The sequence below is a fragment of the Micromonospora andamanensis genome, from assembly GCF_016863495.1.
Classification (GTDB): domain Bacteria; phylum Actinomycetota; class Actinomycetes; order Mycobacteriales; family Micromonosporaceae; genus Micromonospora; species Micromonospora andamanensis.
In genome coordinates, this window is the sequence record NZ_BOOZ01000014.1 from 230,874 (window position 1) to 255,886 (window position 25,013).

The 25,013-nt window shown below is 70.0% G+C and carries 22 protein-coding genes and 1 pseudogene; 7 read left to right on the forward strand and 16 right to left on the reverse strand.

The features are described 5' to 3' along the window. Positions 1-170: 170 nt before the first annotated feature. Together Van01_RS14825 and Van01_RS14830 are read left to right on the forward strand one after the other, a co-directional pair. A complete protein-coding gene (locus Van01_RS14825) occupies positions 171-761 on the forward strand; it encodes a GNAT family N-acetyltransferase (protein WP_204007150.1) in 591 nt (196 codons plus the stop codon). A gap of 260 nt (positions 762-1,021) precedes the next feature. Then, positions 1,022-1,348 carry a TraR/DksA family transcriptional regulator gene (locus Van01_RS14830; RefSeq protein ID WP_204007152.1) on the forward strand — a complete coding sequence of 109 codons (327 nt, stop codon included), beginning with the start codon at positions 1,022-1,024 and terminating at the stop codon, positions 1,346-1,348. A gap of 415 nt (positions 1,349-1,763) precedes the next feature. Here the strand turns inward: Van01_RS14830 and Van01_RS14835 are convergent. The 10 genes and pseudogenes from Van01_RS14835 to Van01_RS14880 all read right to left on the reverse strand — a co-directional run. Next, positions 1,764-1,954, reverse strand: a pseudogene (locus Van01_RS14835) (carboxyvinyltransferase); the annotation flags it as partial. A 92-nt stretch (positions 1,955-2,046) separates the two neighbouring features. Further along, entirely contained in the window at positions 2,047-5,043 is a 2,997-nt protein-coding gene (locus Van01_RS14840) for a helix-turn-helix transcriptional regulator (protein ID WP_204007153.1), read from the reverse strand. Between the two features lie 56 nt (positions 5,044-5,099). Further along, positions 5,100-5,468 (reverse strand): holo-ACP synthase, encoded by a 369-nt coding sequence (locus Van01_RS14845; protein ID WP_204007155.1) that lies wholly within the window; start codon positions 5,466-5,468, stop codon positions 5,100-5,102. Continuing rightward, positions 5,452-6,684: an acyl-CoA dehydrogenase family protein gene (locus tag Van01_RS14850; protein WP_204007157.1), complete on the reverse strand. Its 1,233-nt coding sequence runs from the start codon at positions 6,682-6,684 to the stop codon at positions 5,452-5,454. Before Van01_RS14850 ends, Van01_RS14845 begins: the two co-directional genes overlap by 17 nt. Beyond that, the gene (locus tag Van01_RS14855; RefSeq protein ID WP_204007159.1) at positions 6,677-7,279 is read right to left on the reverse strand and encodes a hypothetical protein; all 603 of its coding nucleotides are present in this window, start codon (positions 7,277-7,279) and stop codon (positions 6,677-6,679) included. Before Van01_RS14855 ends, Van01_RS14850 begins: the two co-directional genes overlap by 8 nt. After that, the gene (locus Van01_RS14860) at positions 7,276-8,124 is read right to left on the reverse strand and encodes a hypothetical protein (protein ID WP_204007161.1); all 849 of its coding nucleotides are present in this window, start codon (positions 8,122-8,124) and stop codon (positions 7,276-7,278) included. Before Van01_RS14860 ends, Van01_RS14855 begins: the two co-directional genes overlap by 4 nt. Positions 8,125-8,161: 37 nt before the next feature. Beyond that, positions 8,162-8,419: an acyl carrier protein gene (locus tag Van01_RS14865; RefSeq protein WP_099845203.1), complete on the reverse strand. Its 258-nt coding sequence runs from the start codon at positions 8,417-8,419 to the stop codon at positions 8,162-8,164. 92 nt (positions 8,420-8,511) lie between these two features. Then, positions 8,512-9,900 carry an alanine racemase gene (locus Van01_RS14870; RefSeq protein WP_204007163.1) on the reverse strand — a complete coding sequence of 463 codons (1,389 nt, stop codon included), beginning with the start codon at positions 9,898-9,900 and terminating at the stop codon, positions 8,512-8,514. Further along, on the reverse strand, positions 9,893-11,284 hold the full coding sequence (locus tag Van01_RS14875) for a preATP grasp domain-containing protein (RefSeq protein ID WP_204007165.1): 1,392 nt from the start codon (positions 11,282-11,284) through the stop codon (positions 9,893-9,895). Before Van01_RS14875 ends, Van01_RS14870 begins: the two co-directional genes overlap by 8 nt. 11 nt (positions 11,285-11,295) lie before the next feature. Then, positions 11,296-12,255, reverse strand: a complete 960-nt coding sequence (locus Van01_RS14880; RefSeq protein ID WP_204007167.1) for a 3-oxoacyl-[acyl-carrier-protein] synthase III C-terminal domain-containing protein — start codon at positions 12,253-12,255, stop codon at positions 11,296-11,298. Between the two features lie 330 nt (positions 12,256-12,585). Here Van01_RS14880 and Van01_RS14885 point away from each other — a divergent pair, with 330 nt between their 5' ends. Genes Van01_RS14885 through Van01_RS14900 form a run of 4 tightly spaced genes read left to right on the forward strand, consistent with a single transcriptional unit; the run spans position 12,586 to position 17,849 of the window. After that, positions 12,586-14,358 carry a condensation domain-containing protein gene (locus Van01_RS14885; protein WP_204007168.1) on the forward strand — a complete coding sequence of 591 codons (1,773 nt, stop codon included), beginning with the start codon at positions 12,586-12,588 and terminating at the stop codon, positions 14,356-14,358. Then, entirely contained in the window at positions 14,355-16,094 is a 1,740-nt protein-coding gene (locus Van01_RS14890; RefSeq protein WP_204007170.1) for a condensation domain-containing protein, read from the forward strand. The genes Van01_RS14885 and Van01_RS14890 overlap by 4 nt, the downstream gene beginning before the upstream one ends. Before the next feature lie 2 nt (positions 16,095-16,096). Next, the gene (locus Van01_RS14895) at positions 16,097-17,104 is read left to right on the forward strand and encodes an ATP-binding cassette domain-containing protein (RefSeq protein WP_204007244.1); all 1,008 of its coding nucleotides are present in this window, start codon (positions 16,097-16,099) and stop codon (positions 17,102-17,104) included. Then, positions 17,088-17,849 carry an ABC transporter permease gene (locus Van01_RS14900; RefSeq protein ID WP_204007172.1) on the forward strand — a complete coding sequence of 254 codons (762 nt, stop codon included), beginning with the start codon at positions 17,088-17,090 and terminating at the stop codon, positions 17,847-17,849. The genes Van01_RS14895 and Van01_RS14900 overlap by 17 nt, the downstream gene beginning before the upstream one ends. Before the next feature lie 163 nt (positions 17,850-18,012). Here Van01_RS14900 and aroA read toward each other — a convergent pair whose 3' ends face one another. The 4 genes from aroA to Van01_RS14920 form a co-directional block, all read right to left on the reverse strand. Next, positions 18,013-19,257: a 3-phosphoshikimate 1-carboxyvinyltransferase gene (gene aroA / locus Van01_RS14905; protein ID WP_204007174.1), complete on the reverse strand. Its 1,245-nt coding sequence runs from the start codon at positions 19,255-19,257 to the stop codon at positions 18,013-18,015. Between the two features lie 338 nt (positions 19,258-19,595). Then, the gene (locus Van01_RS14910) at positions 19,596-20,666 is read right to left on the reverse strand and encodes a hypothetical protein (protein WP_204007176.1); all 1,071 of its coding nucleotides are present in this window, start codon (positions 20,664-20,666) and stop codon (positions 19,596-19,598) included. After that, complete coding sequence (locus Van01_RS14915) at positions 20,663-21,217, reverse strand: RNA polymerase sigma factor (protein WP_204007178.1); 555 nt, start codon at positions 21,215-21,217, stop codon at positions 20,663-20,665. The genes Van01_RS14910 and Van01_RS14915 overlap by 4 nt, the downstream gene beginning before the upstream one ends. 345 nt (positions 21,218-21,562) lie before the next feature. Further along, positions 21,563-22,120, reverse strand: a complete 558-nt coding sequence (locus Van01_RS14920; protein WP_204007180.1) for a hypothetical protein — start codon at positions 22,118-22,120, stop codon at positions 21,563-21,565. Positions 22,121-22,238: 118 nt separating this feature from the next. On the opposite strand from Van01_RS14920, the gene Van01_RS14925 reads away from it, so the two are divergent. Further along, the gene (locus tag Van01_RS14925) at positions 22,239-22,904 is read left to right on the forward strand and encodes an SMI1/KNR4 family protein (protein ID WP_239099088.1); all 666 of its coding nucleotides are present in this window, start codon (positions 22,239-22,241) and stop codon (positions 22,902-22,904) included. A 44-nt stretch (positions 22,905-22,948) separates the two neighbouring features. Here Van01_RS14925 and Van01_RS14930 read toward each other — a convergent pair whose 3' ends face one another. After that, positions 22,949-23,410: a hypothetical protein gene (locus Van01_RS14930; RefSeq protein ID WP_204007184.1), complete on the reverse strand. Its 462-nt coding sequence runs from the start codon at positions 23,408-23,410 to the stop codon at positions 22,949-22,951. Positions 23,411-23,573: 163 nt separating this feature from the next. Next, positions 23,574-24,893: a hypothetical protein gene (locus tag Van01_RS14935; protein ID WP_204007186.1), complete on the reverse strand. Its 1,320-nt coding sequence runs from the start codon at positions 24,891-24,893 to the stop codon at positions 23,574-23,576. Positions 24,894-25,013 lie beyond the last annotated feature (120 nt).

Here is a 25,013-nt window from a genome sequence, read left to right on the forward strand (position 1 = left end):
GTAGCGGCGCGGTCGTCCCGTGCGCAGCGGTGTCCCCAGATCCCGTCCGCACTGGGCACACGTCATCGCAGCCTCTTTCGTCGCACCGTCCGTGTGACGAAACTACTTCCTCGGGTGTCAGTGAAGCCGCAAGTGTGGGAGGCACACCGAGCACCGCAGGAGGAAACTCGATGACCGCCACCATGCTGACCGCCCGTCCTGCACTGGCGTCTGAATTCGACACGGTACTGGCACTGTGTCTTGAGGCCTTCGCCGACGAAGCCGTCACCGCCTGGGTCGTCCCCGATTCGGGGGCGCGGCTGGCCGCCACACGCGAACTGCTCGCCGCGTCGCTGGCAGCCGCAATCGCCGCCGAGGCAGTGGTCGTCGCGTTCACCTGCCACAGCGAAGCCATCGCGGCGTCAATCTGGATCGACATGGACGAAACGTCGAAAGACACCGAGTTCCCGGCCGGCAACGATCGGCTGACTCAACGCCTGACCACGGTCAAATCGCTCACGGCGGCACGGCACCCCAAGGTGCCCCACATCTACCTCGCGTCCATGGGCACCATCCCACAGCGCCGGGGAGTCGGCGCCGGGACTGCGATGCTGCGCCACGGCCTCGACCGCGCGCGTCGGCTGGGCCTGCCCGTCTACCTGGAGGCGTCGACCCCGCTGAACCGGAAGCTGTACGCCCGCCACGGCTTCGCCGACCACGGCGCGCCGATACAACTGCCAGAGGGAGGCCCGGCACTTCAACCCATGTGGCACAGCGCGTAACAGTCGTCGCCGCGCCTCCCACAGATCGGGTGGCGTAACGATATCGTGGCCCGGACGGACCGCCTGGTGCCGAAACGTGAATCGCGGCGGGGTTCCCGGCGCCGTATAGAACTGGTCAACCAGATCACTCATGTACCCGCCATGACGAATCGACACCCTTCAACCCGGCCCGTTTCGAAGCCACCATCCGGATCTCCCCCACCCGTGCGCGTTCCCTCCGTGGCCGATCTGTTCCGGCTGGAGGCCGTTAGGCTCCACATATGGTCCGGGATGAATTGCTGCGGCTGCGAGCGAGGGCGGAGGCTGAGGCGGCGACGTTGGCCCAGGATCTGAAGGCGCTGTTCCTGGCATCGCGGGATTCGAATGCCGACGACGAGCACGACCCGGAGGGTGCCACCATCGGCTTCGAACGCGCCCAGTTGACCGCGCTGCTGGCCGGGGCGCGGAAGCGGATCGCTGACGTTGACGACGCGCTGCGTCGGGTGGACGCGGCGACCTACGGCGTCTGCGAGCGATGCGGGCAGCCGATCGGCGATGAACGCCTTGCCGGGCGGCCGTTCGCCCGCTTCTGCATGGCATGCGCATAGGGCATGAGGGAGAGTGAAGACTGGGACGCCGGATGGGGCGGGACCAGAGGTCCTGGGTTACGTCCGCACTCAGGTCCGTCGTGAAGAAGGCAAGAGCAGACTCACATTGCTCGTACTCCCGTCAACCACTGCTGGCGGCCGTGAGCGGACGTCGACTTGATCGGGTGGGCAGGCCGGCTGTCAGCAGAGCCGTTCGGCGCTACCGGCCTGCCGCTGGCTGCAATCTGCAGGCGCACCCGGACGCGATCGTTGACCTGGTCGACAGGCCACGACCGGTACGTGGTCGTGCTGCGACAGGCGACGAACGATCGCGGCTGTGGGCCCGCTGGCGCGAGATCGACAAGAACTTCGATGGCTACGGTCATCCGAAACCGCGGTGGTCGTCCTGATGCCCCGGCCCGGCACGTCGGAGGCCGGCCGTCACCGGCGGGCTCAACCGTCGCGCCCACTGCGCGCAGCGCGTTCGATCAGCGGACGGAGCGGACGGGCCCGCAGTTGATCGGTGCCGTCGAAGTCGAAGGCACCACCGCCGGCCGCGGCCATCGGTGGCAGGAAACGGGCCACCGTGCCGGCGTCCTCGCACCAGACGCCGCCGGACCTCAATCGCGCAGGCCACGGTGTGGGCACCGCCGGCAGCGCTGGCCCGGGCGTCAACCCAGGCGGTAACGACCTTCCACGTGGCCTGGAACGGGAGCGCGTCAGGAGGACTGCGCCGACGCGAGCCCGCCGAGGTGGAAGCGGCGTACCAGGGCGGCCCGGTTGGTGACGCCCATCTTGGCGTACACGTGGGACAGATGCATCTCCACGGTCTTCTGGGTGACGAACAGGCGGGCCGCCACCTGCCGGTTGGTCAGCCCTTCGCTGACCAGGGCCGCCACCTGGGTCTCCCGTCGAGTCAGGGTCGGCGAGCCGCCCTGGCGGCGGGCCCGCCGGGCGCCGCCCGAGCGGCCCGCCAGCAGCCGCCGTCGCTCGGTGTTCACCTGGCGGGTGAAGAGACCGGCGCCGCAGCGGTCGAAGATCTCCTCGGCCATCCGCAGCGTCGCGACGGCTCGATCCGGGTCGCCGTCGGCCACCAGCGCTCGCGCGGCCACGATGTGGGCCTGCGCGGCGTCCAGCGGCATTCGGACCCGCGTGAGCGTCTCTGCGGCGGCGGCAGCCGCCTCGGCGGCGACGGCGGGGTCCCGCAGCGCCAGCACCCGGGCCCTCGCGGACGCGGCCAGGGCACTGCGGCCCGGCCGACCCAGCCGCTCGGCCACCTGGTGCGCGCGCTGCGCCCACTCCGCCGCTGCGTCCGGATCGCCCTCGGCCAGGGTGGCCCGGGTCAACAGTTCGTACCAGCCGACCTGCGCCCAGGGTTCGAGTTCGGACAGTCCGGCGGTCGCGGCCACGGCCAGGCACCCGGCGGTATCCCCCAGTGCGAGCAGCGTCTCGGCGTTCGCGCTCAGCACCAGCCTGCCCGGCCAGCCGGAGGCGGGCAGGTCCAGGGTGTACGGAACCACAGCTGGTTCGACCTCTTCGGTTCCGCTCCAGACGGTAAGCAGTCGACCCATCGCCTCGGCCGCGACGTGCAGTTCCCGGAACTGTGTGCCGGACGCCAGTCGTAGCACCTCGGCGCAGTCGGCGGACGCCTCCGCCAGCCGCCCGGCGCACCGGTGGGCCAGGCTCCGGGTGCACAACAGGTGCAGCAGGGAGAAGTAGCTCCGGGCTCCGGGCGAGACATCGATGGCCCGGCTGAGGTGGTGCACCGCAGCGTCGGAGCGGTCCAGCAGGATCTCGCTCCAGCCGACCCACAGGGCGCTCTCCGGCTCGTCACCGAGTTCGGCGTCCAGCGTGGTGTTGAGCTGCAACGCGGCCTGGTTGGTCTCGCCGCCGGCGGCGCGGTTGCCCCGCAGATGGCTCGCCGCCGCGAGCAGACCCAACGCGTGCGCCCGTACCGCCCCCGGGATGGTCGTGGCGCGGCGGGCGGCGCCCAACGCGGCTGCCGCCCACCGGCGTGCCTGCCCGGCCCGGCCGCTTGTCATTTCTACCGCACCGAGCGCGAGTGCCAGCGCGGCCCGGTCCGCCGGCTGGGCCTCGTCGGGTCGCGTCAGACCGGTGCGGAGCAACGCCGCCGCTGCCCCGTGCCGGCCGAGCTGGCGTTCGACCTGGGCGCAGAGCAGGGTCGCCGTGGTGCGGTACGCGGACGGGCGCTTGTCGAGCAGCCGCAGGGCGTCGTGCAGTACCGCTCGGGCGGCTCTCGGGTGACCGGCTGCGGCCAGCGCCTGGCCGAGTCGCACCGTGAGCATCACGCGCGACTCGCTGGGGTTCGCGCTGCTCGGCGAGAGCCGGATCGCGGCACCCAACCACCGGACGGCGGTGTGCGGGGCCCGGTCGAGCACGGCGGTGGCCGCCTCGCTGAGTACCTCGACGGCGACCATGTCGCCCGGCACCGCCAACCGCAGCAGGTGCGGTGCCTGGGCGGCGACGCTGCTCCGGCGGCGACGCAGTTCCGCCAGCGCGCGGGCGTGCGCGGTCAGGCGCCAGCCGGCGTCGGTGGTGAGGTACGCCGCGTGTTGGACCACGGGATGTCGGAAGGCGAAGCACCCACTGCCGGCCACCGGGCGCAGCAGGTCGGCGGCGACGAGTTCGTCGATGGGGGCCGGCACCTGTTCGGCGGCGATCCCGGCCACCTCGGCCAGCAGGCCGGTGTCGACAGGTTCGGGCCCGAGCACCGCTGCGGCCGAGGCCACCAGGTGGGCCGCGCGGGACAGCAGTTCGAGTTCGGCGGCCAATGCGGCCTCCACCTCTGCTGGGAGCGCTCCCAGCTCCACGTGTTCACTCGCCGGGCCATGAGGCAGCGCGCCGGCCAGCAACGCCGACAGGTACTGCGGGTTGCCCTCCGACAGCTCGTGCAGCACGGCACGCTGACCAGCCGACAGCGGTAACTCGGTCAACTCGTCGAGGTGCGCCCGCTCCAGCGGCGTCACCTCGATGCGGGTCACCTGTCCGGCGGTGTCCAGCGCCAGCCGCAGCCTGGCCGGCGACTGGCGGCGGCGATGCGCGACGACCAGCAGCAACGGCGTACGCAGGGGCGCGTCGAGCAGGTGGCAGACCAGATCGATGGTGGCCCGGTCGCCGTTGTGCAGGTCGTCGATCGTGATCAACAGCGGCCGTTCGGCGGCCAGCGTCTCCAGCAACAGCCGTACGGCGCGCAACTGCCGGGCGCCCGCCGGCACCCCGGCCGGCGCCAGTGAACGGGCGCCCGGCAGGCGCAGCGACGAAAAGGTGTCGTTCAGCAGTTGCGCGTGATCGGAACGGAGTTCGGCCAACCGGGTCTGGGAGACCTGGGGCAGGTACGGGTCCAGCGCGTCGACGATCGCCGCCATCGGCACGTCCGAACCGGGTACCGGCGCCCGGCCGGCGAGCACCTGCACTCCGTGTTCTCTCGCCACTGCGGCCACCTGGTCCAACAGCCGGCTCTTGCCGATCCCCGGTTCCCCCGTCACCTCGACGATTCGTCCCGTGCCGTCGACCAGGGCGGCCACGGCCCCGGCCAGCGCCGCGCTCTCCCGCTCCCGGCCCACCAACGGCCGCCGTTGCTCGTCGGCCACCGCCGGCGGGCCGGGCGGCAGGGACGACAACGCCCAGCCTGCCGGTCGGGACAGCTCCGACCTACGCTGGTGCCGATGGCCGGAACGAATCGAGGACCGGGTCAATGTGTGCTCCTCAGGGACGGTACGGCGGGGTTCCGGTGCTGGTCACCGAACGGGCGTCACCATCCGGCGGCGACCACGGCGACCAGGTCCCGCTTGTGGGTGACGGAGACGGTTACGTGGGTGATCGAGGCCGACCGCGCTGCCTGGGCGGCACTGCCCCGCAACGTGACGCTTGGCGACCCGCCGGGCTGACGCGGCAACGCGATGTCCCGGGGGGCGACCCCCTCGAACAGGCCCGTGCCCAGAACCTTGAGCACGGCTTCCTTCGCGGCGAACCGCCCCACCAGGTACTCCCGACGTCGGCTGTCGCCCAGCGCCTCGGCCTGGGCCAGTTCCTCGGCGGCGAAGAAGTACCGCAGGAACCAGCCCCGGCGCAGGAGACGGTCCAGTTCGTCCAGGGCGACAAGATCAATGCCGAGCCGCACCGTCGACCGCCCGCTCCGTCACCGGCTGCGGGGCGGCCCGGTCCCGCAGCAGTCGTTGGAAGACCGACATGGCGTGCAGGTTCGTCGTTCCCTCCATCAGATCGAACGCCCGCACGTCGCGGTAGGTCTTCTCGACCCAGGGATGCTCGATCAGGCAGGCCGGACCCAGCAGTTCGGCCACCAGCCGGGTGGCGTCCTCGGCGACCCGCGCCGCCCGCGCCTTGACCGCACCGATGCCGGCCACGTCGACGACACCGGCGTCGATGTCGCGGGCCACCGCGTACGTCCGGTGCCGGACCGCGGCGATGCGGTCCAGGACGCTGTCGAGTCGGTGCCGGTCGCGCCGGGGCAGCGTCGGGCGGTGCGTGACCAGGTAGTCGCAGGCGGCCTGCGCGCAGCCGATGGCCATCGCCGCGATGCCCGGGCGGAACCGGTAGAGGATGTAGGTGGCACCGTAGAGCCCCCGGCGGCTGGGTGAGCGTTGCGCCCCGAGCACGTCCTCGTCGGCCACCGTGACGTCCTGGAAGCGCAGCCGGCTGATCCGCGCGCCGCGCAGGCCGACGCTGGGCAGCAGTTCGCCGCTGAACCCCGGCGCGCTGGTGTCCAGCAGCACTGCCTCGATGCCCCACGGCCCGGGTGCTCGCCGGCAGAACACCACACCGAGTTGAGCGCGGGCACCGTTGCCGATGTAGCACTTCACCCCGTTGAGCAGCCACCCGCCGCCAGGCGCCGGGGTCAGCGTCGTCTCCAGTTCCGTCGCGGCCGAGCCCTTGCCCGGCTCGGTCAGGGCGAAGAACGTGTGGGTGGGGCTGGACGTCAGCCGACCGAAGTACCGCTTCCGCTGTTGCTCGTCGGCCAGCGCCTGGACGGCCCCGCCGGACAGCGACGGCCCGGGGCTGGCCAGGAGCACGTTGGGATCGCCGTAGGACACCTGCTCGGTGGCGACCACCTGACCGAGGACGGTGCTGCTCGCCTCCACCAGCCGCGCCGGGAACTCTCCCACCGACCGGTACTCCGGCGGCAGCATCCCCTGGACGGGGAAGCGCACCTCCGGCTCGTGCAGGAACTCGGTGATGACGTCCGGATCCTGGTCCAGCCGCATGCCGATCGCGCGTAACCGGCCGGCCATCGCCGCACAGTGGTCGGCCAGCTCCCGGCTGCGTTCGTCGAGCAGGTCCGTCCCGGCGGGCGCGGCGGCCTCGCGAAGCTCATTCATCGGCGTCCTCCGTGTCGGCGTGCAGGTAGACGTTGCCGACCACCTCGGCGAGGTGCAGGTCGCCGGCGGGTCCGTCGGCGAGGAAACCGCTGGCGCCGAGCAACCGCAGCAGGTCCCGGCCGATGTCGACAAGCCGCAGGTGACTGCGCCAACGGGCGTCCCGGCCGGCGTGCCGACGCGCCTCGGGAACGGCGGTGTCCTCGGCCAGCCGCAGCGCGATGTCGGCCAGTTGTCCGGCCACGAGTTGCTTGGCCAGCAGCGTGGTGCTCCCTGAGGTGCGTCCTTCGAGGTGACGCAACGTGTGGGTGAGGGTGGCGTCGAGCAGTTCGCGGTGCGCCGTCAACAGGGCCACCGCGAAGCGGTCGGCGGCCGGCCCTTCGCCGAAGGCGGACTCGGGGGTGGCCTCGGCGACGGCGAGGCCGAAGCGGGTGAGCGGCCCGGCCGGCGCGTCGGGCAGCGCCACCGTGGAGGCGAGAACATGGCCGGTGGGAGACGCGACCAGCCGGCCGGGTGCCACCCGACCGTGCAGCGTGTCCAGGACGAGGGGGTAGGGCGTCCCCGCCGACTGCGGCGACGCGGGAGGTGCGGGTTTCATGGTCGGGTCTCCCTGCGCTCGGGCGCGCCGGCGTTGGACAGGACGGCGAGCTGGCTGCGTCCGGTCCGCGGATCGGTGTCACAGAGGACGAGGTTGGCGTAGCGGGTGGCCCATTGCTCGTGGTGACGGGCCAGGTCCAGCCAGACGCTTGTGCAGTAGCCGCCGGGCTGGCAGCGGTGCACCGGCAGATCGACGCCGCTGAGCTGATCGTCCGCTGGCCACGGGCCGGCGACCAGCAGCGTCGGCCCCGGCGGCAGCGCCGTGCGGTGGCCGGCCAGCAGATCACCCAGCGGTACGTCCGCGCCGGCCGCCCGGCTTGCGGTGAAGCGGAAACCGGATCGGGAGTCGGTGTCGAAGTAGAGCAGGACGCCACTGTCCAGCAGGGGGGTGTCGTGCACCAGCGGATCCCGGTACGGCAGCGTGGTCTGTTCGCAGACGAACAGGGCCAGGCTGGACTTCTTGCCGGACCGGGTGTACGCGTCGGCGACGCGCAACGCGGTGAACGGCGCCTGCAGGCCCTGCTCGGAGACGGCGAAGCTGTGGCTGCGCCCGCCGAACAGGGCGTTGAGCCGCGTGGTGACGGTCTTGAGGGGATATCGGTCGGGCAGGCCGTAGGCCAGGATCAACAGGTCCGGCGGCCCGAACGGACTCGGGCGCCGGTCCATCAGTTCCTCGGCCAGTTCGCGGAACCCGATGTTCCGGGACTGCTTCATCAGGTCCTCGTCGACCTCGATGCCGTACGGCGCGAGCAGGTCCCGGTGGTAGGCCAGCAGAGCCTCGTCGGGTTCGTAGGGGAGGTCGTCGGGGCGTACGAGCGCTGCCGCGCCGCGCAGGGTCAGGGACATGACCACGTCCTCGGTGATGGGGCGGTGGGCGCGGCGGTCAGGAACTCACCTTCCGCGCACGCTCCAGGAAGTCCGTCAGGGTGCCCACCGTGCGGAAGTCGTCCATGTCCAGGTTCTCGGGATCCACCTCGATGCCGATGTTGTCCTCCAGCGCCATGAGCAGTTCGAGAATGGCGGTGGAGTCCAGGTGCATGTCCTCGAAGAGCCGGGTTCCCTCGGCGAGCGGACCGAAGTCGCGCATCAGCACCTCGGTCAGCGCGGCCCGGATGTTCTCGACGATCTCGTGGCGTTCCATGTTTCTTCCTCTCGGGATACCCGGTCCGCGGACCGGGTGACGCGGGACTGCTGGGGTCGGCGGCGGTCACCCCGACGACTGTGGGACGGGGCTCAGGTCGCTGCCCGTCCGGCGGGCACCGGCGCGGACGACGGCTCCGGTGGGGCAGCGGCTGACGGTGGGCCCGGCGGCGACGCGCTCGCGACGGGTGCGGCCGGCACGACGAGGTGCTGCGGCCGGAGCAGGTCCTCGACGGTGTCCGCGCGGCGGACCAGGTGCGCCACGCCGTCGAGGACGAGCACCTCCGACGGGTGACCGTGGCTGAGAAAGAGCACCGGAGACGCGCTCGGCCCGTAGGCGCCGGAGCGCTCGACACCGATCAGGTCGCCCGGGCGGACCTCGGGCAGCGGCACCTTCTTGCCGATGACGTCGTTGGGGGTGCAGAGCGGACCGGTGACTGTGTAGTCGCGCGCCGGCGGGTCGGCGGGACGGCTCAGCGACCGGATGGGGAAGTTCCGCTTGACGAAGCTGCCGATGCCCACCGCCGCCATGTGGTGGTTGGTGCCGCCGTCGGCGACGACGAACCACTCGCCGCGCGACGCCTTGACGTAGCGTGCCCGGACCACGTAGGTCCCCGCCCAGCCGACCAGATAGCGGCCCAGTTCGGTGATGACCCGGGTGTCGGGGTGTTCGTCGCGGAATCGCGCCACGGCGCAGTTGACACCCTCGGCCACCGCCTCGATGTCGAGAGGGGACTCGTTGTCGAAGTAGGGGACGCCGAAACCGCCACCGACGTCGACGACGTCCAGCGGCAGGTCCAGCGCGGTGGCGAGCTCCGCCGCCGCAGTGAGCACGCTGCTGGTGTTGTGCGCGATGTCAGCGGCGTCGAGGATGCGGGTACCCATGTAGGCGTGCAGACCGATCACCCGTACGTGGCGCAGCGCGCGCAGGGTCGAGCCGGCCTCGGCGACACGTTCCTGGTCGATGCCGAACTGCCGGGGCTTGCCTCCCATGGCCAGCCGGGAGCCCTTGGTGGCGAACGACGGGTTGACCCGCAACATGACCCGCACCGGCTCTCCGGGGGCGTCGGGCTGCGCCGCCGCCATCGCGTCGATGGTGCTGACCTCCTCGAGCGACTCGCACACGATCGCGCCGATGCGCTGCTCGATACAGGCGGCCAACTCCGCCGCCGACTTGCCGGGGCCGAGGAAGATGATGTCCCGCGCCGGCACCCCGGCCCGGCGGGCTGTCACCAGTTCGGCCAGGGACGACACCTCGGCGCCGGCGCCCAGGGAGTGCAGCAACGCACAAACGCTGATGTTGGGGTTGGCCTTCAGCGAGTAGTAGATCTCGACCGACGGGTCGAGCAGATCCCGCAGCTGTCGGTACGTCTCGCGGATGACCTGACCGTCGTAGAGGTACAGCGGCGTGCCGTACCGCTCGGCCAGCTCGGCGACGGGCAGGCCCTGGACGGTGTGGCCTTCGACGGCCGCTTCAGGCATGGCTCTCCTCCGCAACGGACAAGGTGGTGACGGCGGCCCGGACCGCGCGGTCAAGGTCATCGAGCCGGTCCCGGTCAGCGGCGACCAGCAGGGCGTACAGCCGGCCGTCGAACGGCTCCGGTGGGCCACCGGCGCCGACGGGCAGCAGCGCGTTGGCGGTGACTGTGGCGAAGCAGGTGACCAGCACCCGCTCTGTGTCCCGCGCGGTGGCCACCGTGGCCAGTGCCCGACGTACGGCGTCGAACTCCAGGGACGCGGCGAGCCGCAGGGGATAGTGCCGGGCCAGCGCGACGGTCCCGGGCGGCTGGCACAGCTCGGTGACCCCGCCCTGGTACGTCGACATGTTCAGCCGGGCATTGATCTCCAGCACCGGGTAGACCGTCTCGTCGGCGCCGACGATGGCGTCGACACCCACCACGCCGTGGTAGCCGTCGGCGTACAGGCGGTCCGCGACCGCACCGGCGGCGTACTCGATCTGCCGGTACTGCCCATCGCTCAGCTCCGCCGGCATGAGATGGCCCTGGTGCACACCCTGCGCGGTCAGCGCCTGCTTGACGAAGTCGAGTTCGGCCCGCCCGTCCCGCGCGATGGTGATCTGGTAGTTGAGGTCACACCGCTTGGGCAGCCATTCCTCGACCACCACGTGTATCCGGTCGTCGCCGGTGCGCGCGGCCCGACGGTCCACCATGCGCAGCAACTGCGCCGCCCGCCCGGGGTTCTCCAGCACCAGCAGACCCTTGCCGGAGACGCCGTAGGCGTCCTTGACGACGAGTGGTTCGCCCGACTCCAGCCGGCGCCGGTGGTGGGTCAGCACCTCGGCCAGTTCCTGCCGGGTCTCGCAGCAGACTCCGGGTACCGGTCGCAGGCCGGCCGCCTCGGCCAGCCGCCGACCGTAGATCTTGCTGTTGACCCGCTCTACCACCGCCGCGGCCGGGGTGGCCAGTGTGAGGCCGCTGCGCCGGGCCAACTCCTCCTCGTCGGCGGTGGTACCCATCGGCAGCAGGTGGGCACCTGCCGCACCGAGCTGGCGCAGCCGATCGAGCAGGACCGGTGAGTCCAGCGCGTTCGCGGTGGTGGAGCGCTCGGGCCGGCAGTTCTCGGGCACCAGCATGGTGGGCAACGCCAGGCCCTGCCGCGTCAGGTAGTCCCGGTAGTCCGGGTCGAGTGGGCGGCTGAGCAGAATCGCGTCGCCCGCGCCGGCGAGCAGCACGCCCAGCTCCTCCATCGCGGCGACCACCGGGCGGGTGGCACCCGATGGTACGGGCAGTCCCACGTGGTCGCGGGCCCATTGGGCCTCGGCCTCGAAGTTGCACAGCAGTACCAGCGGTGTATCGGCAGAACCCGTCAGGGCGCGCTTCAGCTTGCGTAGGTATCCGGTGGACATGTTCGGCTCCCTCAGCACTCGACGACCATGGCGGAATAGGTGGCGCCCAGGCCGACGGCGGTGACCAGGTAACGGCCTCCCGCGACAAGCGCGCCACGGTCGGCGAGCGTCGCGAGGTTGAGGAAGGGGTCCGCGCAGGAGCAGTGCGAGTACTCGCCGACGTTGTCCAGGAAGACCCGGTCCCGGTCCAGCCCCAGGGTGGCGCAGATGGTGATCCAGGAGGAGATGTTGACGTTGTGCGGGATGACCATGGTGATGTCGGCCAGGTCCAGCCCGGCGTCGTCAAGCGCCTCCCGGATCACCTCGGCCAGGTGGGTGTGGTAGGTGCTGCCGAAGCGGTGCAGTGCCTCCCCGGCGAGTTGGTACCCGTCGAAGAACTCGCCCACCGTGCGGGAGGCATACGACAGCACCCGGGTGCCCGCACCGCCGAGTCCGATCAGGCAGGCGGAGGACGCCTCGCCGATGATCGAGGTGTTCCAGAGCACCTGGATCGCCCTGGTGAACGGCTGTTCGCCGGTGAGCACCAGCGCGAGGGCGGTGGGATCCCCGTCGGCGCGCAACAGCTCGCCGGCGATCTCGACGGCGAGCAGGCCGCTGGCGCAGGCGTGTTGGGTCACCGCGAACGCTTCGGCGTTGGTGAGGCCGAGGCGCTCACGCAGCGTGTCGGCCGCGACCAGGGTGGTCGGGGTGAGGTCCTGCGCGGTGTGCGCGAAGATCAGGTAACTGATGCGGTCGCGCTCCTCGACTGTGGACAGCAGGGCCTTGGCCGGCGGGCAGACCAGGTCGAAGAGCCCGAGTTCGGGGTCGATGCGCAACCGGTCCAGCCCGCGGATGCGGCGGAACAGCCGGGTCTGGTAGCGGTTCAGGCCCAGCCCTGCCGCGATCTCCTCCACGGTGACCGAGCGCTCCGGTGCGTACGCCTCCATCCGGCGCAGCACGACATCGGACCGGTTCGGTGCCAGCGTGGTCATAGGGCAATCCTCCGGTCATTTATTGATCGTCAGACGCCACTACGTTAGGAGCCGGTAACCGGGCGAGCAATGGGGGAATCCCCAGTATCCCGGGGACCCAAGAAGACCGGATAAAAGAGACGTTGCCGATTGTAATCCAGAGCAGACAATTCACTCGCTTTGCCGACCATTCATCGCCAAACCCCTGGCAATTCGTACCGAACGGGACGTACGGACCGCGTTCGCGCCCCGCGCCCGGCCAACAATGGGGTTTTCCCGACTACCTACGACGGAGCCGCGCGGGCGAGGGTGGGCGACAGCCACGCCGATCGCCGACGAACGGGAGACCCGATGTCCAGTCCCATGCTGGCCGACCGGATGAAGATCGCATTCGAGGGCCTCCGGGCTGGCGAAGGACCCCTCACCTGCGGCCAGACCAACACCTGGCAGTGGATGCGAACAGACGTGTCCAATCCGATGGCTACTCTGCAATGGAAGCTGCCACTGCCGGCCGACACCCCCGTCGCGGACGTGGTGGAGGCCTTCGCGATCCTGCTCGGCCGGCACGAGTCGTTGCGTACCACCTTTCACGAGCACGACGGGGAGATGCGTCAACGGATCCTGCGTAGCGGGGTCCTCGCGGCCGAAATTCACCAGGTAGACGCATCCGCCGACACGGAACTGACATCCCGGCGGATGATCGACCAGCTCCGCCAGAAACCGTTCGACTTGGTCAAGGAATTACCGGTACGCCTGGCCATCGCAACGGTTGAGGATAAAGCACTGGCAGCGGTTACCGTCTATTCACACATGGCGGTCGACTATGGAAGTATGGCCATTCTTGGTCGGGAGTTCGCCGAGCTGATCGGCGCCGCCGGCAGCCGGGCTGTCGGGGCCGCTCGGCACCAGCCGCTCGACCAGGCGGTGGAGGAGGCCTCGCCGCGCGGGCGGCGACGAACCGCTGCGGCCCTGCGGTACTGGACCCAACACCTGCGCCAGATACCCCAGTGCCTGATGGCGTTGCCGCCGGTCGGCCACGGCGACGGCCCGACCAGCGCCGCCCTGCGCTCCTCGTCCGCCACCGCCGCCCTCGACCGGATCGCCGCCCGGACACAGGCCGGTCCGGCGGCCGCCGTGCTGGCCGCGTTCTCCGCCGTGGTGTCGGTGCGAGTCGGCCAGTCCCGCTGCGTGTTCGCCTCATTGTCGAGCAACCGGTTCACCTCCCGGCTGCGCGACTACGTCGGCACACTGGCCCAGGACGGCCTCGTGGTGGTCGACGTGACCGGACCGACCTTCGATGACCTGGTACGACGCACCAGTGCGGCCATGCTGCGAGCCAACCGCAGCAGCATCTTCGACGTGACCGAACTGGTCACCCATGCCGTCAAGATCAACGACGAGCAGGGCATGGACTTCAGCCGCGACTGCGTCTTCAACAACATCAGCGCCCACCTGCCCTCGGGTACCGGCGAGACGACAAATGTCCAGTTGCCCCCGTTGGATCCCCCCGATCTGCGCTGGTCGCCCACGGCGGGGGCCGCCGAGCACAGCACTCTCACCTGGATGCCGGCGCCACCCTTTCCCAACCGCCTGGTGCTCCAGCTGATCGCCGCCCAGCCGGCTCTGGTGGTCGGCCTGAGTACCGGTGACAGCCGCCACGTGCCCCAGCCCGAGATCGCCGGACTGCTGCGGGGAATGGAAGCCGTCCTCGTCGCCGCCGGTGCCGGGCCGCTGCGCCTGGCGGACGTGCCTGACCTCAGCGGACTGACCCCGGTGCCCCGCGACAGCGACTGGGTGCGGGTGGGGGTCAGCTGGGTGCAGCTCAGTGAGGTTCAGACCCTGCTGCGCGAGGCGCTCGGCACCCCGGCGTACGCGACGGCCGAACCAGACGGTGACGGCCACCGGCTGACCGCGCACCTGCTCGCCACCGACAGCGTCCGGACCCCGCGCCAGGCGCACACGGCGTGCATGGCCCACCTCGGTGGCCGGTACGCCGTGGCCGCCCCGCACCACTACGTCCTGCACGACTCGGCTCCGACCGACGTCACCGACCTGGCGGCCTGGCGTTCCCGGCCAGTGCTGGCCCGCGGTGCCGGCCGCGCATCCACGGAGGACCACCGATGACCGCCCCGAGCGAGACCGTCCGTACCATCCGCCTGCGCGTCGACGGCGACCGCGAGGCGCAGGGCCCACTGACCCTCGGTCAGGCAAACGCGCTGCAATGGATCTCTGCGCTCACCGACGACCACTTCCTCGGCCTGGTGCAGTGGATCTTCAAGGTGCCGGCGGGGACCACGCTCGAGCGCGCCTGCGCCGCCCTCAGCACGCTGGTCCGCCGGTACGAGTCGCTGCGCACCACCTACCACGACGGGCCGGACGGTCCGGTGCAGCGCGTGGCCCGTACCGTCGACCTGCCGATCGAGATACACCAACGACCGGCCCGGCCCGACGGCACGACGCTGTCCCGGGAGCTGATCGCCGAGCTGCGTGCGCGCCCATTCGACCTCTCCACAGATCTGCCGCTGCGCCTCGCCGTGGCGGTCGAGGGCGACCTGGTGCACGCGGTGGTCGCGGTCTACTCACACATGGCCGCCGACTACGTGAGCATGACGGTGCTGGGCGAACGCTTCACCGGGCTGCTCACCGGGACCGTGACCGACGGGGACGCACCACCGCACCAGCCGCTGGACCGGGCCGATCGGGAACGTTCACCGAAGGGCCTGCGGCAGGCGGACGCGGCGCTGCGGTACTGGTCCGGAATCCTGCGGCGGCGCCCCCGCTGCGTACTGCCCCGACTGACCACAGGTGTCGAGCCGTCGACGACGGCCACGCCGCGCAGCGCGGACCTGCACTCGTCGCGGGCAGCCGCCGCGCTGGACCGGATCACCGCCCGCACCGGCGCGAGCCGGGCCATGGCGGTGCTCGCCGCGCTCGCCGCCGTGCTTGCCCTCCGCACCGGCCAGCGGCAGGTGGTGCTCTACTCCCCCGCCGCCAACCGGCTCGGCGTGCCGATGCGTGACTATGTCGGCACCGTGTCCCAGGACGGCCTGATCAGCCTCGACGTCGACCAGCCCGACTACGACGCGCTGGTGCGGCACGCCGGGACCGCGTTGCTGCGGGCCAACCGGAACAGTGTCTTCGACGCCGAGGCGCTGCAACGCGCGCACGACCGCATCGCGCACGAGCGCGGCATGCCGATGGTCCGTGACGGCGTCTTCAACAACATCTCCGGCAACGCCCCGCCGGATCTGCCGACGGTAGCCACCACGGAGACCTTCATCGACTGGTGGACGCCGACCGGCTTCACCAACCTGCTGCTGTTCCACCTGGTCCGGACCGAGCAGGCGCTGATCCTGGAACTGATCACCGGGGACAACCGGTACCTTCCCGACGCGGAGATGGAGGCGCTGCTGCTCGGCACCGAACGGGTGCTCGCCGTGGCGGCCACCGGCAACGTCGCCCTGGACGACCTCGGCGCCCTCGCTGGCATCGACCCGATCCCCCGCGACGGCGACTGGCATTTCGTCGACCACAGCTGGATCCAGCTCAGCGAGGTCAACCGGGTACTGCAGGCAGCCCTGCCCGGGCCGGCCCGAGCCTTCGTGACCGACGAAGGACCCGAGGGCGCGACCATCGTCGCCCACCTGGCCGCCGTAGCCGAGATCACCGATCCCGCGCGGGCACACCTGGCCTGCCTACGACGGCTCGTCGACTCACCCACGGCGATCACCCCACACCGATACGTCCTGCACCGGGGCGCACCCGCCGATCCGGCTGATCCGCAGGCGTGGCGGGAACTGGCGGTGCTGGCCGAGGGCGACGGCCGGGCCGCGGATGCGGGAAGCGGGGCAGGGACATGAGCATCATCGAAGCGAACGAGTTGACCCGCACGTTCCGGTCCGGCCGGCAGAGCGTCGCGGCGGTCCGAGGCGTCAACCTGCGGGTCGAGGCCGGCGAGATCGTCGGCTTCCTCGGACCCAACGGCGCCGGCAAGACCACCACCCTGCGGATGCTGACCACGCTGCTCCGCCCGACCAGTGGCACGGCCCGGATCGCCGGCGCGGACCTGGCCACGGCTCCCCGCGAGGTACGCCGCCGAATCGGGTACGTGGCCCAGTACGGCGGTACCGACCCCAACGCCCTGGTGGACGAGGAACTGTTCCTGCAGGCGCGCCTCTACCGGATTCCGGCCGCACCCGCCCGGCGCCGGGTGGCCGAGCTACTCGAACAGTTGGACCTCGGCGGGCTGGACAAGCGGCCGGTCGGCTCGCTCTCCGGTGGCCAGCGCCGCCGCCTGGACATCGCGCTCGGCCTGGTCCACGATCCGCAGGTCGTCTTCCTCGACGAACCCACCGCCGGCCTGGACCCGCACAGCCGCAACAACCTGTGGGAGCACACCCGCCGGCTCCGCGAGGACCACGGCACCACAGTCTTCCTGACCACCCACTACCTCGACGAGGCCGATGCGCTCTGCGACCGGATCCTCGTGATCGACCATGGGCGGATCGTCGCCGAAGACACCCCCGCGAACCTGAAGCGCCAGTTGGCCGCAGACGTACTGACCGTGGAGGTGGTCGGCGATCCGGCCGCTGGCCAGCGGCTGCTGGCCGGACTGCCGGGCGTCCGGCAGGCCACGGTGACGAGCACGGGCGGTATCCAGGTCACCCTGGCCGACGCCGAACAGGGGATCACCGATGTGATCACCGCCCTGTCCGGCGCGGGCATCGGCGTCCGTGCCCTGCAACTGGCGCGGGCCAGTCTGGACGACGTCTTCCTCAGCCTCACCGGCCGCGAACTGCGCGACGACCCGCAGGACCGGCAGTCCCCCATCCCGACCACAGAGGGGGCGGACCATGTCCCTGCTCGTTGACATCCTGCTGGTGTTCCAGCGCCACCTACGCATCTCCATGCGCAACCCGCTGTGGATCATCATCGGGCTCTCCCAGCCGGTGGCCTTCCTGGTGCTCTACGGCCCGCTGATGACGAGCACCCTGTCGATCACCGGCGTCGCACCGGAGCGCGCCTGGCAGACGTACGTGCCGGGGGTGCTCGTGCAACTCTGCCTCTTCGGCTCCGCCTTCGTCGGGTTCGGAGTGATCGCCGAGTGGCGCGGAGGGGTGATCGAGCGGCTGCGGGTCACGCCGGTGAGCCGGGTGGCGTTGCTGCTCGGCCGGGTGCTGCGTGACGTCGCGCTGCTGGTGGTGCAGGCGGTGCTGCTGGTCGTGGTGGCGTTGCCGCTGGGCCTGCGCGCGTCGGTGCCGGGTGTGCTGGTGGCGCTCGGCGTGGTCACGCTTCTCTCCCTCGGCCTGGCCTGTCTGTCCTGCGCCCTCGCGCTGACCGTCAAGAGCGAGGACACGTTGGGCCCCACCCTCAACACCGGCCTGATGCCGCTGCTGCTGCTGTCCGGGGTGCTGCTCCCGATGTCCTTCGCGCCGCGCTGGCTGGACCTGGTCTCCCGGCTCACCCCGTTCCGGTACATCGTGGACGGCATGCGCAGCGCGTTCCAGGGTGAGGTGTTCAGCGCGACCGTACTGTCGACGGTCCTGGTCGCCCTGTCGATAAGCGTGCTGTCGGTGCTGCTCGGCGTACGGACCTACCTGCGGCAGAGCGCCTGACCCGATCCGGCTCGACGACCTCCCGGCGAACGTCGCTGGTGCGCCGGCCGCCGAGGTGGCGACGAAGCAGAGCGCCGGACCAGGTACCAGCCGTGACAGGTCGTCCGCGGATCCGGCGTCGAGCAGCAGGACGTGGTGTTCGCACGGCCGCCACCTCGTCATCTCACCGATCGCCACCGAACAGCCTGGCCAGCTCGGCGTGGCAACCGGGAAAGGTCTTTGACACACAGGCCGGATCGTCGAGTACCAGACCATGGACCCGCAGCCCGAGCACCGAGAACGACATGGCGATGCGGTGGTCCCGCCGGCAGTGGATGAGGGCCGGAGACGGGTCCATCGGGGAGATCTCGATCCAGTCCGGTCCCGTCCGCACCGGCACACCGCACGAGGCGAGGTTCTGCGCCATCGCGTCGATCCGGTCGGACTCCTTGAGCCGGGCGTGGCCCACACCGGTGATGCGGATCGGCGCGTCGGCGAGTGGCGCGATGGCGGCGAGGGTCATGAAGGTGTCCGAGATCGGACCCATGTCGACAGTGAACCCCCCGCGTAGCCGCCGCGGTCCCCGCACGGTCACCCGGTCGCTCTCCACAGTCACCTCGGCGCCCGCCCGGGACAGCACGTCGACGAACTGACTGTCGCCCTGGAGGCTGGCGCTGCCGAGCCCATTCACCGACACCTCTGATCCGGTGACGGCGGCCGCCGCGAAGACGTAGGAGGCGGTGGAGGCGTCGGGCTCCACGGAGTACCGGGTGCCGACGTACCGACCGGGGTGAACGGTGAAGCGGTCCGGCCCGGACTCGGTGACCCGGACCCCGAAGCGGGCCATCAGGGCGATCGTCATATCGATGTACGGCCGGCTGACCAGCTCCGGCGCGACCACCGTGAGCGGGTTCGCCATCAGCGGTCCAGCCATGAGCAGTCCGCTGAGGTACTGGCTGCTGGTGCGGCTGGTCAGCGTGAGTTCGCCGCCCTTGAGTCCGTCCGAGACGAGGCGGAACGGCAGTCCCCCGCCGTCACCGGCGGGCTCAACCGTCGCGCCCAGTGCGCGCAACGCGTCGATAAGCGGACGGAGCGGACGGGCCCGCAGTTGATCGGTGCCGTCGAAGTCGAAGGCACCGCCGCCGGCCGCGGCCACCGGTGGCAGGAAACGGGCCGCCGTGCCGGCGTCCTCACACCAGACGCCGCCGGACCTCAATCGGGGCGCCCCTCCCATGCCGGTCACGATCCACCGGCGGGCCTGCCGTTCGACAGGCACGCCGAGGGCCACCAGCGCGTTGGCGAACGCCGTGGTGTCATCGCTCACCAGCGGTTCGTCGAGTTCGGTCACTCCATCGGCCATGGCCGCTATGGCGAGGGCACGGTTGGTCAGTGACTTCGATCCGGGAACCCGGGCCCATACTGCGCTCATGCGATCATCCTCACGGACTGCGTGGGTACTTCCGGCGAATGCCGGGGCGTGACGAATTCCAGCAGGAAATCACTAAGCGCGGCGGGAGTAGCCACGATGTGGTCAGGTGGTCCAGGTGGAGGCGGCCGAAGGTCTCCACCGTACGGGGACGGTCCGGCAACAAGGGAGCCATCTGCGTCGACGTGGCCGTTGCCAAGAAGGATTGAAGCGCCAACTCGGTTGACCGGCGCAGCGGGAGAAGGTTAAGGGGTGACAGCCAAGAAGCTCGCCACCGAACCTTCCGGTAACGAGCTTCCGGCCTGCACATGGTCCATGCGGTCTCCTGGCCGGCGACTGGGTCAGCAGCCCAGGCCGTCCTTGTACCACTTCGGGACGTCACCGTCGGCGACCTTGTCGGCGATCTCCCAGACGACCTCGGGGTAGTCCCCCTCGTCGTTCATGTCGTGCAGCACCTTCCACTGGTGGCTGCTGCGCAACGCGGCTGCTGCCTGCTTGACCCCCTGTTCGTCGCCGGCGGAGTCGGCCCGGATCCACTCGGCGATCCAGTCGCAGGTGACCCGGCCGGCCACTGCGGCACCGAACTGGTACGGGTCGTTGGCCCCGGCGTTGTCCAGTACCGACACGTCGAAGCCCGGCGGGGACGGCATGTCGGCGAGAATCTTGGCGGCTTCCGCACGGACGTCGCCCGGCGTGACGATCTCCGGTGGCAGCGCCTCCAGGAACGACGTGGCATCCACCTTGATCACGTGGGTGAGGATCCCGTCGAAAGCGGCCCGCGTCCAGTTGCCCCCCGTGCGCAACTCGACGAACGTGCCGTCCTGCGGCTTGAGCATGGCCGACATGTCGCTCTGGCTGTATGTGAAGATGCTGGCCGGCCGGCCCGCCACGGTGGTCACCACCGGATCGCTCACCTGCAGCCGGTCGTCGTAGTAGTCCTGGTACCGCTCGTCCGGGTACCAGTTCATCTCCAGGCTGCGGTCGCCGTTGCGGAATTCGATGGTGCCCTCCTCCTCGGCGAACCCGTAGACGCTAGTCGCTTTCCAGCCCGGCTCATCAATGAGCAGGCGCGGATGCTCCTGCGCAGCCTTCAGGTCGAGTTCCCACCCGCTGATCGCGGCCGTGCCCGCGTCGGGCAGGCCGGTCGGTCCGGCGTACCCGTCGTCGGGCTGCGCGGACCATAGCGTCGAGGCGGCGATGATGATGCCGGCCACGGCCGCCGCAGCGGCCGTGGCGCCGGCGAGTTGACGGACGAGGGTACGGCGCTGCGGTCTCGCCGGCACCGAGTCGAGCTTCGGGGTGGACATGATCTCCTCCAGGAGATGCTGATCCGCCCCATCGAGGCGCTGGATGATCTCAGGTCGATAGGGGTCGGCGTCTCGAACCAGGCGGTCGAGCTGCTCGTCGGTCATCTGCCCTCCTTCGGGACGGGTACGGCCAGGACATCGAGTACATGTCCGGGTGCGTCAGGGTCGTCACCGACGAGTTCGCGCAGCCGGGCCCGCGCTCGCGACAGGCGGGTCCGGGCCGCGGCCGGGCTCACCCCGACCACCTGCGCCGCCTCCCGGGGCGGCAGGCCCTCCCACACGGTGAGCAGCAACATCTCCCGGTCCGTGTCGTTCAGCCGGCGCAACGCGGCCCGCACGGCAAGCCGCTGCGGCACCTCACTGCCCGGATCGGGTGGGTAAACCGCTGTCAGGCACTGCCGGAGCCGCTCACCCAACCGCTCTCGGCGGTTCACGCTGCGGTGGTGGTTCGCCAACACTCGGCGGGCCACCCCGTACAGCCACAGCCGGATCTCATCGTCGCAGGGCAGGTGGGCGCTACGCCGCCACGCCACCAGAAAGGTCTCCGCGACCACGTCGGCGGCGTCGTCCGGCTGCTCAACACGACGTGACGCGTACGCCAGAAGCGCTTCGAAGTTGTCAGCGTAGATGCGCCGAAACCGGTCCTCAGAGCTCACGTCTTCTGCATGTCCGGCACCGGGCTCATCGTGACACCACGATACCGCCGGCCGATACGGCTTGATCTACGTGACGCCTACCCGCAGCCAATCCGGCGATCTCCACGGCGTTCCGGCCGGTCGACCGCGACGAAACTCATGCCTGGAGCCACGTCGCCGTCACGCACTGCGGTCGCATCCACGGCCAGCGAGACAATGCACATCTACGCATGCTCGTCTTTCTCGGGAAGCACGCTTCTACTGCCGACCGGGCGTCACAGTACCCGGACCGACGACGGCAAGGTCCAACGTCCCGCCCAGCCCTGGTGAGGAACAAAGCACGGTGATGCCGAGATGTGGATGACGCTATGGCTGGGCCGGGTTGCGGTACAGCGGAGCCGGTTCCCCGTACTGAACCCGTCGGACACCACCGGGCAGGGCCCTCGCCATAGCCTGGGACGCGTCAACGGAACATCCCACAGTGAACTCGACTTCCTCGTCGACCTCGCAGGCCAGGCACCAGGCCCGATCCTCGGGCCACACGAGGTGCGGTTCCTGATAGCCCTGCACAGAGCCGTACCAACCCAGGTACGGCGCATCTCTGAGTACTTCGACAGGCCCGGTGAACAGCAACATCGCTCGATGAGGAATCAGCACTCGTGGCGCTTCAGGAGGCGGATCCCCGCCCCAGCCTTCCCAGATCGCCGCATATGCGGTGGCGGGCGTGGCCGTGTAGGTAGCGAGCGTCGCGAGTGCCCGGCGAAGGGCAGGATCTTCCCCTTCCGCCGGGTCCTGGGCGAAGGCGACACGCACGTACACGTCGAAGCCTGGTGGGCCGTAGCGAACAAGATCCCACCAATCAACATCAGACCGGAGCAACCATTGCGCTGCGTCCAGGGTCGCCGCGGGTCGTACCTCGTTCATGCCTTCAGTCTGACGCCCACCACCAGCAACCAACGCACTCACATGCCGCAGGTCGCGTGCCGGTCCGGGGACCGGTGCCGGGAGTCGAAACAGTTGGCACACTTCGCTCGTGAACGCGATGGATGCAGTCGGCCGGCTCTCGAAGATCCTGGGTTCTCTCGCGGCGCAGGGCTTCGTCACCCGACCGCTGGTGGCCGATCCGCCGGCTTCGCCTGGCGAGGTCGATGCGGTAGAGGGCCAACTGGGGTGCAGGCTGCCGATGTCGTTGCGGCGCTGCCTGGCGACCGTCGCCAGCCGCCTTGAGTTCGCCTGGTTTGCGCCGCCCGAGCACACCTTCCCTGGTCCGTTCCACGAGATCTTCTCCGGAAACCTGTGTTGGTCACTCAACGGGCTGCCCGAGTTGATGACGGCAGTTCGAGGGTGGGTTGACAACGTGTTCCCGGATCCGAGTGACCCCTACGACAGGGTCTGGCATCACAAGCTGCCATTCATGGAGGTCGGCAACGGTGACTACCTGGCGCTGGACTTGAACGAGGACGCGCACGGGCGCGTCGTCTATCTCAGCCACGACGACGGTGAAGGCCACGGCCGGACCATGGCTCCCTCCTTCGAGGACTTACTCATTCGCTGGATCCCTCTAGCCTGTCCGGGCGCCGAAGACTCGCAGTGGCTGCCGTTCTGCGCACCATCAGACGGGGGCCTTGACCCCTCGTCTGCGAGAGCCCACCAGTGGACTGCGCTCGTTCGCCCCAAGAACGGCCCATCGGCAGTCGAAGGACTGTGAACGTCCGAATCTGCCGCGGACAACGCGCGGTCGGGCCCCGCCTGCTACTGCCTCCGTGGCGGTGCATCCGCAAGTCCGGCCTCGACTCGCCAAGCGCTCGGATCGAATGAGCCGGAATCCAGAACAATCGTCAACATCGCGATTCCAGCGGCGAAGCCCCGCACAAGGTCGTGACTTCCAGTAACCGGCCAGTTTTCGCTGCGGACCTGGTGCATGTTGTGGTCCTGTGAGCACCAACACCCAACCTCCACGGCGGCGTTCACGGTGAGTCGGGAACCCCAGGCGACGTCGAGCGTCAGCTCAAGCCAATCCTGGCCGCTGTTGAAAAGCGTGATCGTGGTGTCGAACAGGAGCAGGTGGACGCCGTCGGCCGGCACGGGTGGACGCTGGCGGTGTTCGGGATACCACCACCAACCGATTCGGGTGGCGGCCGCGCGGTGGACATCAAGCGTGCGACCCAACCGCTGGAGTTCGTCCAGCGCCGCCGCATACTCGCTGGGGAGCACGTCAGGCAGTGGCACTTGATCGATTGATGTTACTGGCCCGGCCATACACCGAGCATCGCACGCCGGTCGGTGCACACATTTGCCGCGTGCGACCGGCGCTCTGCGTCACAGCGATCTCAGCCGGCTCCGTCCTGCCACCGACCCAAGAGCTGATCTTGCGCCTTCAGCTCGAGTTGAGGCGTGCGTTTGCGGCCCGACGCACGGATGCCCCTTCAATAGGGTCGTCGCGTAGCGTGAGCAGCCAGCGTCGTGTCTGGTCGGCAAGGGGAGCGTGTTGAGCGGCCAACAGCCGGACATCCGTCTCGCAGTCGAGGAGGTACGACGGCAGAGCGGCTGTCGTCTTGTCGGGATCGAGGAGCAGCAGGCTGCGTAGGTAGCTGCCTCGCTCGTAACTGTGTGGCGATGCCCGGGTCAACCATCGCAACCGGCGGATCAGGGCTGCCCGCACGTCGGCGTGGGAGGCTGATGGAGAGCGGGCGAGGATCCTGGCCAGGCCCTCGGTGAGCCGGTCGTGGCCGCACCACTCGTCGGTGAGCCGGTCGAGTGCGGCGCGGATCGCCGGGATGTCCTGCTCCTCGCCGTGCTCCGCGAGGAGATGTGCGGCAGCGTCAAACAGCGGGTGCTCGGTGTCGACAGCCCAGCCTCGTGCAGCCGAGAGGACCTGCGGGCCGAGGACCCGGAGCGCACCGAACAGGCCAGCTTGCCGTTCGGCAGCCAACTGCTCGACCGCGTCGAGCAACTCCGTTACAGGCCGTGCATTGCGACGGATCTGGTGCAGTGCGGATACCTTCACGGCACGGCCGGTGTCCGCCGCCCGCAGGAGCGCAACCAGTTCGGCATCACTGGTGGCCGAAAGATCGACCGGGCGATCTCGCGCATCCTGCCGGCTGCGCTGAGCGGTGTTCAGCACAGTGTCGATCCTCGGATCCCGACCCCGCCAACGCAGCCACGGCTCAGAGGTTGGCAGCACCTCGGCCGCATCTTCGGACCTGATACGCCTTGCCGCGGTCTCCCACAGGTCGTCCCACCACTCCACCGGCCAGCTGGAGGCCAGCGTGGACAGGGCATCGATCCAGCGGACGCCGTCGCGGACATACCCGCGCAGCGTCTCGGTTGCCTGCGTGTTCCCTCTGCGGGCGAGCGCCTCCAGGATGCCGACGGCAAGGTTGAACTGGTTGTCATCATCGGTCGGGTCCGCTTGCGGCCAGGCACGGTACGGGCCGCAGGCGCGAAGCTGCGTGACCAGTGGGGCCGTGTCGAGGCGCAAATCGTGCAACAGCCGGGCCAGGTATGTGTAGCGATCGTCTACCTGCCAGTCCCACCGGGTGTCGCGACCGGTGCAGGTGTAGACCAGGTGGCCGTGATCCGGCTGATCCTGCAGCCAGGCCGCCGCGGCACCCTGGCCGCGCTGCAACGCGCCCAGCCCGGTGCGGTACGGCGCATAGTGCCACTCGTGCGCGCAGTCGTCGTCTTCACAGCCCATCACAAACAGAATGAAACCGGCAGGCCGCTCCGCTCCACCGAATTTGTTGCGATGAGCAGGGTACGCAGCCCAACTCCCTACGTAGGTGCCCAATGACCACGCTCGCGGGAACGGAGCTAA